Annotated in this window: 14 protein-coding genes and 1 pseudogene; 2 read left to right on the top strand and 13 right to left on the bottom strand. The window is 67.0% G+C overall.

Annotated features, from left to right (window positions below):
• Positions 1 to 97: 97 nt before the first annotated feature.
• The 9 genes and pseudogenes from argF to M5I08_RS09955 form a co-directional block, all read right to left on the bottom strand.
• A complete protein-coding gene (gene argF, locus M5I08_RS09995; RefSeq protein ID WP_219066462.1) occupies positions 98 to 1024 on the bottom strand; it encodes an ornithine carbamoyltransferase in 927 nt (308 codons plus the stop codon).
• On the bottom strand, positions 1021 to 2193 hold the full coding sequence (locus M5I08_RS09990) for an acetylornithine transaminase (RefSeq protein WP_219066486.1): 1173 nt from the start codon (positions 2191 to 2193) through the stop codon (positions 1021 to 1023). The genes argF and M5I08_RS09990 overlap by 4 nt, the downstream gene beginning before the upstream one ends.
• A 14-nt stretch (positions 2194 to 2207) precedes the next feature.
• Positions 2208 to 3089 carry an acetylglutamate kinase gene (gene argB, locus M5I08_RS09985; protein ID WP_219066461.1) on the bottom strand — a complete coding sequence of 294 codons (882 nt, stop codon included), beginning with the start codon at positions 3087 to 3089 and terminating at the stop codon, positions 2208 to 2210.
• Entirely contained in the window at positions 3086 to 4297 is a 1212-nt protein-coding gene (gene argJ, locus M5I08_RS09980; RefSeq protein ID WP_219066460.1) for a bifunctional glutamate N-acetyltransferase/amino-acid acetyltransferase ArgJ, read from the bottom strand. The genes argB and argJ overlap by 4 nt, the downstream gene beginning before the upstream one ends.
• Positions 4298 to 4379: 82 nt before the next feature.
• Complete coding sequence (argC, locus tag M5I08_RS09975; RefSeq protein ID WP_219066459.1) at positions 4380 to 5423, bottom strand: N-acetyl-gamma-glutamyl-phosphate reductase; 1044 nt, start codon at positions 5421 to 5423, stop codon at positions 4380 to 4382.
• Positions 5424 to 5548: 125 nt separating this feature from the next.
• Positions 5549 to 8044, bottom strand: a complete 2496-nt coding sequence (gene pheT / locus M5I08_RS09970; RefSeq protein ID WP_219066458.1) for a phenylalanine--tRNA ligase subunit beta — start codon at positions 8042 to 8044, stop codon at positions 5549 to 5551.
• Positions 8044 to 9075: a phenylalanine--tRNA ligase subunit alpha gene (gene pheS / locus M5I08_RS09965; protein ID WP_249763338.1), complete on the bottom strand. Its 1032-nt coding sequence runs from the start codon at positions 9073 to 9075 to the stop codon at positions 8044 to 8046. Before pheS ends, pheT begins: the two co-directional genes overlap by 1 nt.
• Positions 9076 to 9210: 135 nt before the next feature.
• On the bottom strand, positions 9211 to 10014 hold the full coding sequence (locus M5I08_RS09960; protein ID WP_219066457.1) for a rhomboid-like protein: 804 nt from the start codon (positions 10012 to 10014) through the stop codon (positions 9211 to 9213).
• A gap of 9 nt (positions 10015 to 10023) precedes the next feature.
• A pseudogene (locus M5I08_RS09955) lies at positions 10024 to 10808 on the bottom strand (adenylate/guanylate cyclase domain-containing protein).
• A 254-nt stretch (positions 10809 to 11062) separates the two neighbouring features.
• On the opposite strand from M5I08_RS09955, the gene M5I08_RS09950 reads away from it, so the two are divergent.
• Positions 11063 to 11206, top strand: a complete 144-nt coding sequence (locus tag M5I08_RS09950; RefSeq protein WP_219066487.1) for a hypothetical protein — start codon at positions 11063 to 11065, stop codon at positions 11204 to 11206.
• Here the strand turns inward: M5I08_RS09950 and M5I08_RS09945 are convergent.
• The 4 genes from M5I08_RS09945 to infC form a co-directional block, all read right to left on the bottom strand.
• Positions 11203 to 11988, bottom strand: a complete 786-nt coding sequence (locus M5I08_RS09945; protein WP_219066456.1) for a TrmH family RNA methyltransferase — start codon at positions 11986 to 11988, stop codon at positions 11203 to 11205. The genes M5I08_RS09950 and M5I08_RS09945 overlap by 4 nt on opposite strands.
• A gap of 31 nt (positions 11989 to 12019) precedes the next feature.
• Positions 12020 to 12409, bottom strand: coding sequence for a 50S ribosomal protein L20 (gene rplT / locus M5I08_RS09940; RefSeq protein ID WP_219066455.1), 390 nt, complete (start codon positions 12407 to 12409; stop codon positions 12020 to 12022).
• Between the two features lie 64 nt (positions 12410 to 12473).
• Positions 12474 to 12668, bottom strand: a complete 195-nt coding sequence (gene rpmI / locus M5I08_RS09935) for a 50S ribosomal protein L35 (RefSeq protein WP_219066454.1) — start codon at positions 12666 to 12668, stop codon at positions 12474 to 12476.
• A gap of 20 nt (positions 12669 to 12688) precedes the next feature.
• Positions 12689 to 13288, bottom strand: a complete 600-nt coding sequence (gene infC / locus M5I08_RS09930) for a translation initiation factor IF-3 (protein WP_219066484.1) — start codon at positions 13286 to 13288, stop codon at positions 12689 to 12691.
• A gap of 471 nt (positions 13289 to 13759) precedes the next feature.
• On the opposite strand from infC, the gene lysX reads away from it, so the two are divergent.
• On the top strand, positions 13760 to 17083 hold the full coding sequence (gene lysX, locus M5I08_RS09925) for a bifunctional lysylphosphatidylglycerol synthetase/lysine--tRNA ligase LysX (RefSeq protein WP_219066453.1): 3324 nt from the start codon (positions 13760 to 13762) through the stop codon (positions 17081 to 17083).
• Positions 17084 to 17096 lie beyond the last annotated feature (13 nt).

Raw genomic sequence — 17096 nt, 5'->3', positions numbered from 1 at the left:
CGCTCCTCCTCATCGCTGCGCTCTGCATCGTCGACGGCGCGGTGTCATAGCGCCGCTCCTCCTCATCGCTGCGCTCTGCATCGTCGACGGCGCGGTGTCATGTCGACCTTTCCAAAAGCCATACCAACAGGGCCTTTTGGGCATGCAACCGATTTTCGGCTTCGTCCCACACCGCGCTATGCGGCCCGTCGATCACCTCGTCGGTGATCTCGTGTCCGCGGTGCGCTGGAAGGCAATGCAGCACAACAGCTTCCGGGTTGGCTAGCGAAAGCAACCCGGCGTTGAGCTGGAATGGACGGAAGGGCCGAACCCGGTCCAGCCCGTCGTCCTCCTGGCCCATCGAGGTCCAGGTATCGGTAGCCAGCACGTCGGCGCCCGACGCGGCAGCGGCCGGGTCTGCGATGACCGTCACCGACGCGCCGGTGTCCGCGGCGCGTCGCTCGGCGGCGGCGACGATCGATGGATCGGGGCCAAAGCCGTCGGGTGCGGCAATCGTCACGTGGATGCCGGCGGTGACACCGCCGAGCATCAGCGAGTGCGCCATGTTGTTGGCCCCATCGCCGAAGTACGACATCCTCAAATCCCGCAGCGATCCGGCCCGTTCGGCGACGGTCTGCAGATCGGCGAGCAGCTGACAGGGGTGGAACTGGTCGGAGAGCGCATTGACGATCGGCACCGTCGCGGTTTCGGCCATCGCGGTCAGTCGGGCTTGCCCGTAGGTGCGCCAGACGATGGCATCAACATAGCGGGACAACACTTTTGCGGTGTCCTGCAGGGTCTCTTCCCGGCCCAGTTGGGTGCTGCGCCCGTCGACCACCACGGCGTGCCCGCCCAGCTGGGCGATACCCACCTCGAACGAAAACCGGGTACGGGTGGAGTTCTTGTCGAAGATGACGGCGACACCGCGTGGACCCTCCAGCGGGCGGTGGCCGACCGGATCATTTTTTAGTTCGGCGGCCAGCGCGAGCACTTCGGCCTGTTCGTCCGGTGACAGGTCGTCGTCGCGCAGGAAGTGTCGCGTCATCGCGCCCCTCCGGCGGTATCCAGGATGCCCGGCAGCGCGGTGACGAAGGTGTCGATCTGGTGTTCGGTGATGATCAGCGGCGGCGCCAACCGAATGACGTTGGGCGCGGCGGCGTTAACCAGGAAGCCGCCAGCGCGGCAAGCGGTCTCGATGTCTTTGGCGGCCGGGGCGCTGAGCACCACCCCGCACAGCAGGCCGCGGCCACGAACGTGGTCGATCAACGGGTGACCGAGCGATTCGATGCCCTGGCGCAACGTTTTACCGTGCACTTCGGCGCGTCGCACCAGATCTTCGCTGGACAGCACCCGCAGCACCGCCAGCGCCGCCGCCGCGCAGATTGGGTTGCCGCCGAAGGTGCTGCCGTGCAGACCTGGTGACATGAGTTGGGCGGCAGGTCCGATCGCCAGGCATGCCCCGATCGGCAGCCCGCCGCCCAGACCTTTGGCCAACGTCACCACGTCGGGAGTGATGCCGTCGTGCTGGTGGGCAAAGAACGTTCCAGTGCGGCCCATTCCGGTCTGCACCTCGTCGAGAACCAGCAGGGCGCCATGCTCGGCGGTGATGTCACGGGCCGCCGCGAGGTAGCCGTCGGGCGGGACGACGACACCGCTCTCCCCCATGATCGGCTCGAGGAACACCGCGGCGGTGTCGTCGCCGACCGCGGCGGCCAGCGCATCGGTGTCGCCGTATGGCACATGCGTGACGTCACCGGGCAGCGGCGCAAAAGGCGCCTGCTTGGTCGGTTGACCGGTCAGGGCCAGCGATCCCATCGTCCGGCCATGGAAGGCTTCTTGAGCTGCAACCAGTTTCGCCCGCCCGGTCAGGCGGGACAGTTTGAACGCCAACTCGTTGGCCTCGGTGCCGGAGTTGCAGAAGAACACCCGCGTCTCCGCGTCGCAGCCGAGCAGTCCGACCAGCGTTTCTGCCAGCGCGACACCGGGTTCGGCGGCGTACAGATTCGAGGTGTGGCCCAGCGTCGACATCTGCCGGGTGACGGCGTCGATGACGGCAGGGTGACAATGTCCGAGCACATTCACGGCGATGCCGCCGAGTAGATCCAGGTAGGATTTCCCATCCACATCGGTGACCACCGCACCGTCGCCGCTGGCCAATGCGACCGGCGGAACACCGTAGTTGTTCATCATCACCGCGGACCAGCGCTGCTGCATAACCTCCGTGTTGGTCACGCGCTCACCACCTTCGTGCCCGTCCCCTCGTCGGTGAACAATTCGACCAGCACGCAGTGCTCGACGCGACCGTCGATGACGTGCGCGCTGGGCACGCCGCCGCCGACCGCGCGCAGACATGCCTCGATCTTGGGGATCATGCCGGTCGCCAATGTGGGCAACAGCTGCGCCAACGTAGCGGTGTCGATTTCGGTGACCAGCGAATCGCGGTCGGGCCAGCGGGTGTACAGGCCGTCGATATCGGTGAGCATCAACAGCTTTTCAGCTTGCAGTGCTTCAGCCAGCGCCGCGGCCGCGGTGTCCGCATTGATGTTGTGCACAACGCCGTCGCTGTCTGGCGCCAGCGTCGAAACTACCGGGATGCGTTCCGCTGCAATAAGGTCGAGGATCGCCGCGGTGTTGACGTGTTCGACATTTCCCACCAGCCCGATGTCGGTGGGCACGCCGTCGACCATCACGCTGCGCCGTACCGCTGTGAAGAGCGCTGCGTCCTCGCCGGTGATGCCGACCGCATAGGGCCCGTGCGCGTTGATCAGGTTGACCAGCTCGCGGCCCACCTGGCCGAACAGCACCATGCGCGCCACGTCGAGGACTTCCGGTGTGGTGACCCGGAAGCCGCCCTTGAAGTCACCCGGGATTCCGAGCCGCTGCAACATGGCGCTGATTTGCGGTCCGCCGCCATGGACGACGACGGGGTGAACCCCGCAGTTACGCAGGAACGCCATGTCGGCGGCGAACGCACGCCGCAGCGCGTCGTCGGTCATCGCGTTCCCGCCGTATTTGATCACCACGATTTTGCCGTGCAATTGCTTGAGCCAGGGCAGGGCCTCGGCCAGCACCTGGGCCTTCGCTTGAACTGAGACTGCGGCGGTGGTCATGACGAGTAGGCCGAATTCTCTTCGACGTAGCCGTGCGACAAGTCGGTGGTCCGGACGGCTACCTGGCCGGCGCCGATTTTGAGATCGACGAGGACCTCGATATCGGCAGCTGACAGGTCTATCTGGCGAGCGCCCGCGACCCCGACACCGTCGACGCAGACCGGAAACCCATTGAATGACACGGTGATCCGGTCCGGGTCCAGGCTGATCGGCGCCATGCCGACTGCCGCCAGCACCCGGCCCCAGTTCGGATCGGAGCCGAACAGCGCGGTCTTGACCAAGTTGTCGCGGGCAACCACCCGAGCGGCAGCCAGCGCGTCGTCTTCGGTGGCGGCGCCCCTGACGGTCACGGTGACCCGCTTGGTGACGCCTTCGGCGTCGGCTTGCAGTTGCGCGCACAGGTCATCGCAGACACGCAGCACGGCGTCGTCGAGATTGGCTTGAGACGGCGCAATCTCGCTTGCACCGGAGGCCAGCAACAGCACGGTGTCGTTGGTCGAACAACTCCCGTCGATGTCGAGGCGGTCGAACGTCCGCGCGGTGGCCCGGCGCAGCGCGTCGTCGAGTGCGTCGGCCGTTGCGACGGCATCGGTGCTCAGCACGCACAGCATGGTCGCGAGCGACGGCGCCAGCATCCCGGCGCCCTTGGCCATTCCGCCAATCGTCCACTTGTCTGGATGGTGCAGCGCAACCTGTTTGGGCACGGTGTCGGTGGTCATGACGGCCCGTGCGGCCTCTTCCCCACCGGTCAGCCCCCCGGCCATCTCGTGCACGACGTGGCCGACTCCGGCAAGCACCTTGTCCATCGGCAGCCGGTCGCCGATCAATCCGGTGGAGCACACGGCGACTTCGATCGCGCCGGTTTCGGTACCCCAGTCCGACAAGGCGGTGGCAACCGCTTCGGCGGTGGCGTGAGTGTCGGCGAAGCCGTCCGGACCGGTGCAGGCGTTGGCGCCGCCCGAGTTCAGGATCACCGCCCGCAGCCGGCCGGTGGTCAGCACCTGCTGCGTCCACAGCACGGGTGCCGCTTTGACTTGATTGCGGGTGAATACTCCGGCGGCCGCGTAGTCCGGCCCCTCGTTGAATACCAGGGCAAGGTCGAGGGCGCCCGACGCCTTGATTCCGGCGGCGATTCCGGTGGCGCGGAAACCCGCCGGGGCGGTCACCCCCTGGGCGCGCACCAGAGGCGCGGCTTCCACGTGAGTCATATGCGCCACTCCTCCCCATCGCTTCGTCCCCCTTGCCGCTGCGCGGCTGGGAGTGCCCCCACTGCATCGTCGTCGGCGCGAGTCACGGCGCCACTCCGACGATCGAAAGGCCCTCGGTTTCCGGCCAGCGCAGCGCTAGGTTCATCGACTGCACGGCGGCGCCGCCGGTGCCCTTGACCAGATTGTCGATCGCCGCGATGGCGATGAACGTGGCGGCGTCCTCGTCGACCGCCACCGCGATGTGCGCGGCGTTGCTGCCGATCACCGCACCGGTGCGCGGCAGCTGACCTTCCGGCAGCAGGTGAACGAAAGGCTCAGCGTGGTAAGCCTTTTCGTAGGCGGCGCGCAGCTGCGACAGCGGCGAGTTGGTGCGCGCGGTGCACGTCGCCAAGATGCCGCGCGAGGTTGGGATGAGCACCGGTGTAAACGACACGGTGACGTCCCGGTCGGTGACGTGCTTGAGTCCTTGGACGATTTCGGGCGTGTGCCGGTGCGCGCCGGCGATGTTGTACGCCCGCGCCGAACCGATGACCTCCGAACCGAGCAGCTCGGTTTTCGCGGCTCGGCCGGCGCCAGAGGTGCCGCTGACCGCGACGACGGTGACGGCGGGATCGATCAGGTCGGCGGCCACCGCTGGGAATAGCGCCAACAACGCGGCGGTCGGATAGCAGCCCGGTACCGCGATGCGCCGGGCGTCGCGCAACGACTCCCGCCCGCCGGGCAACTCCGGCAGCCCGTACGGCCAGCTGCCGGCGTGCCGCGAGCCGTAAAAGCGCTCCCATGCGCTCGCATCGGTCAGTCGGAAGTCCGCACCACAGTCCACCAGCAGTGTGTCGGCGCCGAGCTGTTGCGCCAACGTGGCCGAGCGACCGTGAGGCAACGCGAGAAAAACCACGTCATGGCTGTCCAATACGTCGACTTCCGTGGGCTCGAGCACCCGCTGAGCCAGCGGTAACAGGTGCGGATGATGTTCAGCCAAGCTGCTGCCCGCGCTGGCGGCCGCAGTCACCGCACCGATCGTCAGCCGCCCGTCGTGGTAGGCCGGGTGACCGAGCAGCAGCCGCAGGATCTCACCGCCCGCGTAGCCGCTGGCGCCGGCCACCGCCGCGCGTATCCGCTGCGTCATGTCCGCAATCGTTGCATGACTATGCATAGCCGTGCAAATTCATTCTCAAGCCGCGGCCGAGCAGACAGAGAATCGCATTGCCGAGCTCCGAATCATGCGAGTCTGCGTCTGCTCGCGGTCAGGAATCAGCTGCGCAGCACCGCGCCGACCCGGTCGGCGGCGCAGCGCACCGCCGCGTCTCGGGCCGCGCTGGCCTCGTCTTCGGTGAGGGTACGATCGGCCGCCCGGAACCGCAGCGCGAAGGTCAGCGACTTGCGATGCTCACCGAGCTGCGGGCCGGCGTAGACGTCGAATAGCCAGACCCCCTCCAATAGCTCCCCGGCGCCGTCGCGGACCGCGTCTTGGACCGTTTGCGCGGCAACATCGGCATCCACCACGAGGCTGACGTCTTGGAACACGGCGGGAAACGGTGAAACCCGCGGCGCCGGCAACGCCTCGACAATGGGCATGGCGTCGAGGTTCAGTTCGACCGCACAGGCGCCCTTGGGTAGACCGGAGCGCTCGAGCACTGCGGGGTGCAGCTGCCCCGCATGGCCGACGACCGTCTCGCCGACCAGCACCTCTGCACACCGGCCCGGATGCCATGGCAGATATTGGGTAGCGCGCAGCACCACCTCAATTCCGCTGGCGCGGGCGACGATTCGGACCGCTTCGAACGCGTCGGCGGCTTCCACCCGCCGGCCGTCGCCCCAGGGGCCGCGCGGCTCTCTCAACCCGGTCAACACCGCGGCGACATGCTGGGGTTGGCGCGGCAGCGATGCGTCGAGTTGGACGATCTCCTCATCGGTGGGACGTCGGTGCACCGGGATGGGCCCGACGCTCTTGGTCTGCCCGGTGGGCTGCACTACCGGCGCGATCGCATAGAGCGCGACGTCGACAATGCCGCGCGACACGTTGCGCGCCAACGCTTCCAACAATCCCGGCAGCAGGGTCGTGGCCAGATGCGGCCGGTCGGCCTCCAGCGGGTTGAGCACCTGGAGGGTGTGACGCCGCTGGTCGTCGGCGGGCAGGTCCCAGGCGTTGAAAACGCCGGCCGGAAGAAACGGCGTCGGCAGCACCTCAACGTAGCCCGACAGCGCCAACGACTTGCCGATTGCGCGACGGCGCCGTTGGTGGGCCGACAGCCCGCGCCCGGCCGGTGCCGACGGCAGCACCGACGGGATGAGCTCCAGCCCCTCCAGCCGCAGCACCTCCTCGACCAGGTCGGCCTGCTGCAACAGGTCAGGCCGCCAGCTGGGCGGTGTGACGGTCAGGGTTTCGCCGTCACCGGTTACCGCGGCGCCGATCTGGGTGAGCCGCCTGGCCGTCGTGCCCGGCCGATAGCTCACCCCGGCCATGCGGTCCGGCAGGTCGACCGCAATCGGGATTGGCGGCCCGGCCCAATCGTCTCGCGGCGGGTCGCCGCGCCAGTCGGTCAGCGTTTCGGACACCTCGCCGCCGGCGATGTCGGCGAGCAATCCGGCGCAGCGATCCAGCGCCGCAACCGAGATCGCCGGGTCGACCTCCCGCTCGTAGCGACGGGCGGCCTCGCTGGGCAGGTGCAGCCTCCGTGCGGTGCGTGACACCGCCGCCGGATCCCACACCGCGGCCTCCAGCAGGACGTCTGTGGAGTCCTCGCGCATCTCGGTGCTGCCCGACCCCATCACGCCCCCGATCGCCGCGGTCGCGACGTCGTCGACGATCAGGACGTCGGCCGGGTTGAGCCGGCGTTCGACGTCATCGAGGGTGACCACGGTTTCGCCGGGCTCGGCGAACCGCACCGAGAAGCCGCCGTTGATCCGTTTGAGATCGTGCGCGTGCATCGGGTGGCCCAACTCCAGCATCACGTAATTCGTCGCGTCGACGGCCGGCGAGATCGCCCGGATTCCCGAGAGCAACAGCCGGCGCTGCAACCACCACGGCGACACCGCGTCGGGATCGATCCCGGTTACCGGGCGCAGCGCGAACCGGCGCACGCCGGTCCCCGGCTGAACTGCCAACGGCAAAGCGTCGACCTCGCGCGGCCGCGGAGGTACCACATCGCTGGAGGCCGGGTCTGTGAAGTCGAGGTCGTAGGCGCAGGCGATCTCGCGGGCCAAACCGCGAACCGACATGCAATAACCCCGATCCGGGGTGATGGCCAGATGGAAAACCACGTCGTCCAAGCCCAACACCTCGCTACCGCCCGCGCCGGGTTCAGCGGTTCCGGGCGGCAGCACCAGGATGCCGGAATGGTCTGCGGCCAGGCCCAATTCGGCCGCCGAGCAAATCATGCCGTCGGAGTTGCGACCATAGGTCTTGCGCTGGGCGATCGCGAAGCCCCCGGGCAGCGTCGTACCGGGCAGCGCCACCACCACAACATCGCCGACAACGAAATTAGTTGCACCACAGACAATTTCGCGAGGCTCGTCTTCGCCAACATCGACTTTGCACGCGCGGATCGGCTTTTTGAACTCGGTGAGTTCTTCAATGTCGGTTACTCGCCCAACGGTCAGCGGTCCGCTGACCGTGCCGAGCGTGATCACCTCTTCGACTTCGTGACCGATCCGCAGCAGCGCCTGTTCCAGGTCGTCGGGCGGCACATCCCAGCCCGGGGCGCCGACAGAGACGACTTCGCGCAACCAGCTGTACGGGACGCGCATCAAGCACCCACCCCGAAGGGCAACGAGAACCGAACATCGCCCTCGACCATGTCCCGCATGTCGGGGATGCCGTTGCGGAACTGCAGAGTGCGTTCCAGCCCCATCCCGAACGCAAAGCCTGAATACGCTAACGCGTCAATACCGGCGGCGCGCAACACATTCGGGTTCACCATTCCGCATCCGCCCCACTCCACCCAGCCGGCGCCGCCGCGCTTGTTCTCGAACCACACGTCGACTTCCGCGGACGGCTCGGTGAACGGGAAGAAGTGTGGGCGCATCCTGGTGCGCGCCTTGGGCCCGAACTCCGCCCGGGCGAACGCGTCGAGCGTTCCGCGCAGATGCGCCATCGACAGTCCGCGATCCACCGCGAGCCCCTCGACCTGGTGGAAGACCGGCGTATGGGTGGCGTCCAGTTCGTCGGTGCGGAACGTGCGACCGATCGAGACGATATAGACCGGCAGCTCACGCTCGAGCAGAGTGCGCACCTGCACCGGCGACGTGTGGGTGCGCAGCAATCGCCGCGAACCCTCCGGAGCGATATAGAACGTGTCCTGCTCGCTGCGCGCCGGGTGGTCGGCGGGGAAGTTCAAGGCATCGAAGTTGAACTGCTCGGTTTCCACCTCTGGCCCCTCGGCCAGTTCCCACCCCATCGCTATGAAGGTGTCGGCAATGTGTTCGGCCAGAATCGTGATCGGGTGCCGGGCGCCGGTCGGCTGGCGGGTCGACGGCAACGTCACGTCGATGCGTTCGGCGATCAACACGGCGGCGTCGCGCTGCGCGCGCAGCGCGGCCAGTCGCTCGTCGTAACTGCGTTGAACGTCGCCGCGGGAGCTGTTCACAAGCCGACCGGCATCCGCACGCTCGGCCTTGGGCAAGGAGGCCAACGCCTGGCGGGCCAGCGCCAGCGGCGAGCGATCGCCAAGGTGCTCGGTCTTGGCGCGTGCCAGCGCGTCGAGGTCGGCCGCGGCTGCGAATGCTTGCCGGGCTGCGTCGACCGCTGCGGTCAACGCCTCCGGCGACAGGGCTTCCATTGACGGGGGGTGGTCACCCACGCGGCGACACTCTCCTTGTTGTGCTTGTGGGGATTCGCGGCACGGCGTGACGCACAAGTGCCGATCATATGTGGTCGCGTCAGCGTCGATGGGAGGCCGTCAGCCAGAAACGCCTCAGCCGTTGAGTACCGGCTCCGGAGCCGCCGGGGTGGCCACCGGCGGGCGAGGGCGCATCGCGAACGAGCGGGCAATCCCGACGGCCACCAGCGCGCCGACGAGGCCCACGGCGCCGCCGACCAGCGTCGTCCACTCTCCGTGCGCCAACATCAGGAATCCAAAGCTCGCACCAACGGCCAGCAACGCGTAGCGCACCCGGTTCCACTGGGCTGGACCCACCAACCAAACGGAGAACAGCATGCCCAGCACCAAGGCCACGGAGTGCCCGGCGTCGGTGAAGTCGCCACCCAGCGCTGCGGATACGATGCCGGTAGGCAGCCACCACCCGATCCACGCCGGTCGCCACGGGCGTGCAACGGCCGCCGTCAGCGCGCCCAGCACCGCCAGGGCACCGTAGCTCACACCAACATCGCTGGCACGCGAGATCGACAGCGGCAACCAGCCGAATTCGATCGCCGCGGTCAGCCCCGCGGCGACCAGCAGCGTCGTACCGATGTGGCCGGTGACAAACACCAAGGCCAGCCGACCGCTGCGCCATGTCAGCTCGGCAAGGGCGAGCAGACAAACCAAGCATGGTAGCCAAAACCAGATTGGCCCCGCATCGGCGACGAATGCGCTACCGAACAGGGTCGCCAAATGCCCGCGCGCCAGGTTGTGCAGGTTAGTGCTGGCCAGCCCAATTACGCGCTCGCGCACCCGCGGACCGAGAACCACCAGCGCGCCGCTGACAGACATCAATGCGAAGGCGTAACCCACCGTGATCCGGACGCGCGCCACCCGCGACAATACGCCGAAAATCATCGCCATCTACTATGCCTGCGAATCGTCATCGGCGTCATCCGAACCTGACAAATCGCTGGCAGTTTCCCCCGCCGCCTTGAGCCGATAGATGGCCAAGTCGTCCGGCAGTCCGGCGGTTTTACCTGCGAAGACCGGTCGATATACCCGCCTGGCAATGACGCCCAAGGCCTTCAAATCGGCCTGCGACAGCTTGTCCAGTGTGGCGCCCGACACCCTCATCCTCCCCTGGTGGCGCGCTCCATGACCCGGGCCGCGACATTGACGTCGACGCCGAGCCAGTCTGAGCCCAGGCGCTGCGGCCGTCCGGTGTGAATGCCAACCCGCATCCGCGGCTGGTAGCCGTCAACGTCGACAGACTTCAGTGCCCGCTTGGCGGCGAGTACAGCGCCGACGGCGACCAGCGGGTCGGCGAACACCGCCATGATGCCGTCGCCCATCCGCTTGACGATGTGGCCGCCGGCGTCCAGCAGCGGTGGTTCCACCGCCCGCGCCACCCTCCGCAAAAGCGTGAGGGTCGCGTCGTCACCGGCTTGCAACGACCACGTCGAGAAACTCACCAAGTCGGTGAACACGATCGTGACCTCGTCGTTTGCCGGATGCCTGGAGACCGCCTCTGTCAACGCCTGCCATACCTGCAGTGCGCCGAGGCCGACTTCCCGAGACGCGCTGCCGTGCTCACCCAGGAGCCGCCCCGCGGCCCGGGCGGCAGCCCGCGGCCCGCCGTCGCCGGCTGTCGACAGGGGATCGCCGAATTCCGGATCGCCGGGCAACGCGCGACGAGCCCGACGGATCATCTCAATGACGCCGGGGTGCTGGTTCCTGCTGCGCAGCCACTCCGCTGCGCCCCGCAGTGACACGGGGCTCTGCTGTTGCTGCTGTCGTGAACCAGGCGAATCCGGCGTGGTTCCCGCTTGCTCGGACTCGCCGGACGCCCGGTAGGGCCCGAGTTCCACATCGACCAGGGTAGGTCGTGTCGGGACGGACGGGCAACGACGCCATAGTGGTGTATGCCACGATTGGCGGCGAACCGCCTGATCACAGGCATACGATGCCGGGCGCGAGAGTCGATAACGGCGTGCCGCCGCGCACCCCGCTCTCCAGGAAAATCGTCGAGCGTGCCGGATCGCTGGTGCACACCACGTTTTCGCTGACGGGGCGGCAGCCGGCGCGGGGTCGCGGCAAGGCCGCCTAAGGATTACGGCTTGCCCGCTGGGCCCGTGCGCTCTGGTAGAGGCAAATCGCCGCCGCCGCAGCCACATTGAGGCTTTGCGCACCTCCGAACATCGGAATGGCCACCCGGACGTCGGCTTGACGGGCCAGCTCAGGCGACAAGCCGTGCGACTCGGACCCGAACAGCCACGCCGTCGCTCCGGCGAGCTCCACATCGTCAAGAGACATCTCGCCGTCGACCATGGTCGCCAGTACCCGCAACCCGTTGGCCCGCAACTTGCTAATAGCCGCACCGACATCCGGCGCGACAACGACCGGGACGGCGAAGATGCTGCCTGCCGACGCTCTCAAGCATTTGCCGTTGTACGGGTCGACGCTGTGCCCGGCGAAGACCACCGCTGCGGCGCCCATCGCGTCGGCGATGCGAATCAACGTGCCCGCGTTGCCCGGCTCGCCGATCTCCACTCCCACTGCGACGAGGCGCGGCGCATCGGCTAGCACATCCTCCAGCCCTCGGCCGGGCGGCTCGCATACTGCTATCAAGCCGGCCGGAGTCACCGTGTCCGACAAGGCTTTTGCGGCGCGCTCAGTGACGAGGCTGACCACGGCGTCTTGTCGGTCCAGCAGAGCGGCGTAGCGCTGAGCAGCCGCCTCGGTCACGAAAACTTCGCGGACCAGACCGCGGCTAGACGCAGCCTCCACCAGGTGCGCGCCTTCCACCAGAAAGCGCTGCGCGTGCCGCCGCGCGACCTGCCGGTGAAGTTTGACCGCACCGACCACCCGGGCCGATCGTTCGGTAAGCACCGGGCGCTAAATCTTCAACCGCCGGACCGGGTTAGGCAGCCTCTCCGGAGGGCGCGTTGACGTCGTCGGGCAGGGCGGCCCGGGCGACACCGACCAGCGCGGTGAACGCCGTCGGGTCACTGACCGCGATCTCGGCGAGGTTTTTGCGGTCGACCTCGACACCGGCGGTCTTCAGGCCCTGAATGAGCCGGTTGTAGGTGATGTCATTGGCGCGGGCCGCCGCGTTGATCCGTGAGATCCATAGCTTGCGGAACTCACCCTTGCGCGCGCGACGGTCGCGGTACGCGTAATTCAGTGAATGCAGTTGCTGCTCTTTGGCTTTGCGGTAGAGGCGGGACCGCTGTCCGCGATAGCCTTTCGAAGCCTTGAGAATGGTGCGCCGCTTCTTCTGGGCGTTGACAGCCCGTTTTACGCGTGCCATGGGTGTTCCTATCGTCGTCTGGACGTAATCGGCGTTACGCCGCTGCCTTGGTTATGGGCGCTGGTCAGCCGTTAAGCAATTTGTTGACCCGCTTGGTGTCGTTGGCGGACACGGCGGTACGCCCCTCTAGTCGTCGCGTCCGGGTGCTCGGCTTGTGTTCGAGCAGGTGCCGGCGATTGGCCTTCTGACGCACGATCTTCCCGGTACCGGTGCGGCGGAATCGCTTCGACGCACCACTGTGGGTCTTGGTCTTGGGCATGTGTCCTCAGTTCTGCTGTATCAGTTCGGCGATGGTTCGGCATCGCTGTTGGATGCGGGCTGGTGCGTGGGGCCACCGGCCTGCTCGGCCGCACGGGCACGAGTCTTTGCACCGCGGTGGGGTGCCAACACCATCGTCATGTTGCGTCCGTCCTGCTTGGCCGACGTCTCGACGAATCCGTAGTCGGCGACGTCGGAGCCGAGCCGCTGCAACAGCCGGTAGCCCAGCTCGGGCCGCGACTGCTCACGTCCGCGGAACATGATGGTCACCTTGACTTTCGATCCCGCCTCCAGGAATCGGATCACGTGACCCTTTTTGGTTTCGTAGTCGTGATCGTCGATCTTGGGGCGCAGTTTCTGTTCTTTGACGACGGTCTGCTGCTGGTTCTTGCGAGACTCACGCGCCTTTTGCGCCGCCTCATACTTGAACTTGCCGTAGTCCATGATCTTGCAGACCGGCGGTCTGGCGTTGGGCGCAACCTCGACAAGGTCGAGATCGGCATCCGCGGCGACGCGGAGGGCGTCTTCGATACGCACGATGCCTACCTGCTCCCCTCCCGGACCGATTAAACGGACTTCAGGTACGCGGATGCGTTCGTTGACGCGGGTCTCAGTGCTGATGGGGCCTCCTGGGCTTCTACGGCCCGGCTCCTCCTTCAGGCCGCTCCGCGGCCTGCATCGTCACCGGGCGGGCTTCTACTGCTTTCCTTGCGCCACCGCCACCTGGCCTGTTCGCAGATTCAGCAGTGCAAAGCCACACCATCAGCAAAAAAGCCCTGCGTAAGCAGGGCCCGGTGCCGACCGGTCACGGCCAAAGCCGCCTGCGTTACGCAGAACCGACACACCTTGGTGAGCCAGTGACCGGACCGCTGAGCCTTGAGCGTGATCGCTACGATCTTGGAGATCTCGGCTAACGGTGGGAGTGGGACTCCACTTGCTGTCTCTGGACTTCTCCGGAGACGGTCGCAGTCGACAGTTTAGCAGTCATGACGGTGCGCTCCGCGATCGAGCGCCCCTGAGCAGCCGGCGCCACAAATTCCATGCCGGCCGGACATAGAAATTCCATAGCTTGACCGAATATCCTCGCGGTCTGTGACCCTCACTGCGTCTCGCCCGCGGAGCCGGTCGACTTCGCAGCTGCGATGGGTGCCCGCGGCGGCCGGGTGGACGGTCGGCGTCATCGCCACGCTGTCACTGATCGCCAGTGTGTCGCCGGTGATCCGGTTTGTCATCAAGGTGCCGCGGGAATTCATCAACGACTACCTGTTCAACTTTCCCGACACCAGTTTCGCGTGGTCGTTCGTGCTGGCCTTGCTGGCCGGCGCACTGACCGCGCGCAAGCGCATCGCCTGGTGGGTACTGGTCCTCCATCTGCTGTTGGCCGCCGGCTTGAACGTCGCCGGTCTGAGCGCCGCTGACGTCACCCCGCTGAAGCGGCTCGGCGAGACCGTTGGGCTTGGTTTCCATTTGGCTGCGCTCTTGGTGCTGATCTTCGCCTACCGGGAGTTCTGGGCCAAGGTCCGCTCCGGTGCGCTCTACAAGGCGACCGGAGTGCTGCTCACCGGCTGGGCGATCGGAATCCTGCTGTCTTGGTTGCTGGTCGAGGCGTTTCCCCACACACTGGCGCGCGACGACCGGTTCTTGTATGTGGCGAACCGGGTGGTCGGATTCGCCGTCGCCGGTCCTAGCTCGTTTACGGGCAGGCCGCACGTTTTCCTCAACGCACTGTTCGGCTTGTTCAGTGCGATGGCGCTGATCGCCGCGGCTATCGTGCTGTTCCAATCGCAGCGCGCCGAAAACGCGCTCACCGGCGAGGACGAATCCGCCATCCGCGGGCTGCTTGAGCTTTACGGCAAAAACGATTCCCTGGGCTACTTCGCCACCCGCCGAGACAAGTCAGTGATTTTCGCGCCGAGTGGCCGCGCGGCGATCACCTACCGCGTCGAGGTGGGCGTCTGCCTGGCCAGCGGGGACCCGATCGGTGACCCGCGGGCGTGGCCGCAGGTCATCGACGCCTGGTTGGTGCTGTGCCAGACTTACGGCTGGGCGCCCGGGAATGTGGGGGCCAGTTCGGCCGGGGCGAAAGCCTTTCGCGAGGCCGGCCTGAGCGCGCTGGAAGTGGGCGACGAGGCGATCCTGCGCCCGGCCGATTTCAGGCTGTCCGGCCGGGAGATGCGCGGGGTGCGCCAGGCCGTGACCCGGGCGCGCCGCGCCGGGTTAGCGGTGCGCGTCCGCCGGCATCGCGACATCGGGGCTGCCGAGATGGCGGCGGTGCTCGCGCGTGCCGACGCATGGCGGGACACCGAAATCGAGCGCGGCTTCTCGATGGCGCTGGGCCGGCTCGGCGACCCGGCCGACAGCGAGTGTCTGCTGGTTGAAGCCGTCACACCCGACGACACCGTCGTCGCGATGCTCTCGCTGGTGCCCTGGGGCCGCAACGGGGTTTCGCTTGACCTGATGCGCCGGTCGTCGGATTCCCCCAACGGAACCATCGAGCTGATGGTGAGCGAGCTTGCCCTGCACGCTGAGCAGATCGGCATCAGCCGCATTTCGCTGAACTTCGCGGCGTTCCGGTCGGCGTTCGAGCAGGGCGCCCAACTCGGCGCCGGCCCGGTGGCACGATCGTGGCGCGGGTTTCTGGTGTTCTTCTCGCGGTGGTGGCAGCTGGAGACGCTGTACCGCTCGAACATGAAGTATCAACCCGACTGGGTGCCCCGCTTCGCATGTTACGAGGAGGCCCGGCTGATTCCCCGGGTGGGTGTCGCCTCGGTGATCGCCGAGGGCTTCCTGGTGCTGCCGTTCACTCGGCGCGACGAGCAGCACACTGGCCAACACTCGGCAGTGCCGCCGACACTGCTGGCCACGGGCCTGCTGCGCCGGGACGGCTCGGCGCCCGATGTCGCCGCGCTGCGGCAATTCGACCCCGGCGGCGGCGACGATATCGACCGCCGGCTGCCCGAGCAGATGCGCGTCCGATTGGCCAAGCTGAAGAAGCTGCAGGACAGCGGAGTCGACGCCTACCCGGTGGGTAAGGCGCCCAGCCACACGGTCGCCCAGGCATTGGGTAGCGACGACCAAACGACAGTGTCGGTGTCCGGACGCGTGCTGCGCATCCGGGACTTCGGCGGTGTGCTTTTCGCCCAGCTGCGCGACTGGTCAGCGGAAACGCAACTGCTGCTGGAGAATTCAGTTCTGGCGCGCGGGTGCACCAGAGACTTCACCAAGGCCATCGATCTCGGCGATCTGGTCGAAGTGAGCGGGCAGATGGGATACAGCAAGACCGGCACCCGGTCGCTGATCGTCCGCAACTGGCGATTGATCGGCAAGTGTCTGCGGCCGCTGCCCAACAAGTGGAAGGGGTTGACCGATCCGGAAGCGCGGGTGCGCACCCGCTATGTCGACCTGGCGATCAATGCCGAATCCCGCGCGCTGATCGCGGCCCGCAGCCGCGTGCTGCGTGCCATTAGAGAGACGTTGAACGCCAAGGGTTTTCTCGAAGTCGAAACACCGATCCTGCAACAAATTCACGGCGGTGCCACCGCTCGCCCATTCAGCACCCACATCAACAGCTACAACCTCGACCTGTACCTGCGGATTGCGCCCGAGCTTTATCTGAAGCGGCTATGCGTCGGCGGAGTGGAGCGGGTGTTCGAGCTCGGCCGTGCATTTCGCAACGAGGGCGTCGATTTCAGCCACAATCCGGAGTTCACCCTGCTGGAGGCCTATCAGGCGCACGCCGACTACACCGATTGGATCGACGGCTGCCGGGAGTTGATCCAAAACGCCGCGCAGGCCGCGAACGGCGCCCAGGTGGTGATGCGGCCCCGCCCGGGTGCCACCGATGGCAGCCTCGAAGCGGTCGATATCTCCGGTGTGTGGCCGGTGAAGACCGTGCACGACGCGGTATCCGGGGCGCTCGGTGAGCACATCGACGCGGACACCAGTCTGGCCAAGCTACGCAAGCTCGCTGACGCCGCACACATTCCGTATCTGGCGCGCTGGGACGCCGGCGCCGTGGTGCTAGAGCTTTACGAGCATCTGGTCGAGGCTCGAACCGAGCAGCCGACCTTCTACATCGACTTCCCTTTGTCGGTCTCGCCGCTGACTCGACCGCATCGCAGTAAACCCGGGGTCGCCGAACGCTGGGATTTGGTGGCGTGGCGCGTCGAGCTGGGCACCGCCTACAGCGAACTGACCGACCCGGTGGAGCAACGGCGCCGCCTGCAGGAGCAATCCTTGCTGGCCGCTGGCGGCGATCCCGAGGCAATGGAGTTCGACGAGGACTTTCTGCAGGCGATGGAATACGCGATGCCGCCCACCGGAGGCCTGGGGCTGGGGGTCGACCGCGTCGTCATGCTCATCACGGGCCGCAGCATCCGCGAGACCCTGCCCTTCCCGCTGGCCAAACCGCGTTAACCCCGACGCGTCC

The organism is Candidatus Mycobacterium methanotrophicum (genome assembly GCF_023515995.1).
Lineage (GTDB): Bacteria > Actinomycetota > Actinomycetes > Mycobacteriales > Mycobacteriaceae > Mycobacterium > Mycobacterium methanotrophicum.
Note: the sequence above shows the minus strand (reverse complement) of the source record. Positions and strands in the feature narration are given on the sequence as shown.

Coding starts and splice junctions, on each gene's coding strand:
- argF (WP_219066462.1), bottom strand. CDS start 1,024: ATGACGCGACACTTCCTGCGCGACGACGACCTGTCACCGGACGAACAG.
- M5I08_RS09990 (WP_219066486.1), bottom strand. CDS start 2,193: ATGCAGCAGCGCTGGTCCGCGGTGATGATGAACAACTACGGTGTTCCG.
- argB (WP_219066461.1), bottom strand. CDS start 3,089: ATGACCACCGCCGCAGTCTCAGTTCAAGCGAAGGCCCAGGTGCTGGCC.
- argJ (WP_219066460.1), bottom strand. CDS start 4,297: ATGACTCACGTGGAAGCCGCGCCTCTGGTGCGCGCCCAGGGGGTGACC.
- argC (WP_219066459.1), bottom strand. CDS start 5,423: ATGACGCAGCGGATACGCGCGGCGGTGGCCGGCGCCAGCGGCTACGCG.
- pheT (WP_219066458.1), bottom strand. CDS start 8,044: ATGCGCGTCCCGTACAGCTGGTTGCGCGAAGTCGTCTCTGTCGGCGCC.
- pheS (WP_249763338.1), bottom strand. CDS start 9,075: ATGGAAGCCCTGTCGCCGGAGGCGTTGACCGCAGCGGTCGACGCAGCC.
- M5I08_RS09960 (WP_219066457.1), bottom strand. CDS start 10,014: ATGATTTTCGGCGTATTGTCGCGGGTGGCGCGCGTCCGGATCACGGTG.
- M5I08_RS09950 (WP_219066487.1), top strand. CDS start 11,063: ATGCCGGGCGCGAGAGTCGATAACGGCGTGCCGCCGCGCACCCCGCTC.
- rplT (WP_219066455.1), bottom strand. CDS start 12,409: ATGGCACGCGTAAAACGGGCTGTCAACGCCCAGAAGAAGCGGCGCACC.
- rpmI (WP_219066454.1), bottom strand. CDS start 12,668: ATGCCCAAGACCAAGACCCACAGTGGTGCGTCGAAGCGATTCCGCCGC.